Source organism: Rhodococcus sp. P-2 (assembly GCF_016598535.1).
Lineage (GTDB): Bacteria > Actinomycetota > Actinomycetes > Mycobacteriales > Mycobacteriaceae > Rhodococcus_F > Rhodococcus_F baikonurensis.
Map to the genome: position 1 here is coordinate 3,593,353 of NZ_CP066779.1, position 523 is coordinate 3,593,875.

At 64.4% G+C, this 523-nt stretch carries 1 protein-coding gene; it reads left to right on the forward strand.

Annotated features, from left to right (window positions below):
• Positions 1-523 (forward strand): DUF222 domain-containing protein (locus I7X09_RS17065; protein WP_234036606.1); only part of this gene is annotated, 523 nt, incomplete at both ends.

The window sequence follows — 523 nt, forward strand, 5'->3', positions numbered from 1 at the left end:
GCGCTACCGTACTGCCGCGACACACTCCTCGCCGCAGCATCCGGCGTCGAAGCAACAACAGTCAAACTGCGCTACGCCATCAGCGTCCTCGAGCACATGTTCGAATCCGACGACGTACCACCAAGCGAAGACACCGACCGCAACGAACTACGCATCTCCGCGACCCTCAACGGAAGAGTCGCCGTCCGAGGCGATTTCGACGGCGTGACCGGAGAAATGCTTCTCTCCGCCCTCTCCAACCTCTCGATGCCCACCCCCGCCACAGACGGCACACCCGACAAACGATCCGCCGCCACACGCAACGCAGACGCCATGGCAGAGCTCATCCGCCGCTACCTCGACAACGCCGCCACCGGCATCGACGGCGGCCAACGCCCACACCTGAACGTGCACATCAACGCCAAAGACCTCGCCTACCACCGCGAATGCGCCGCGGTCGCCGGCACCACAACAGGTGACGGCTCAACACCTGGCCCGGCCGAGGACGACGATCCCGGCATGCTGGATCTCGACATTCCCGATC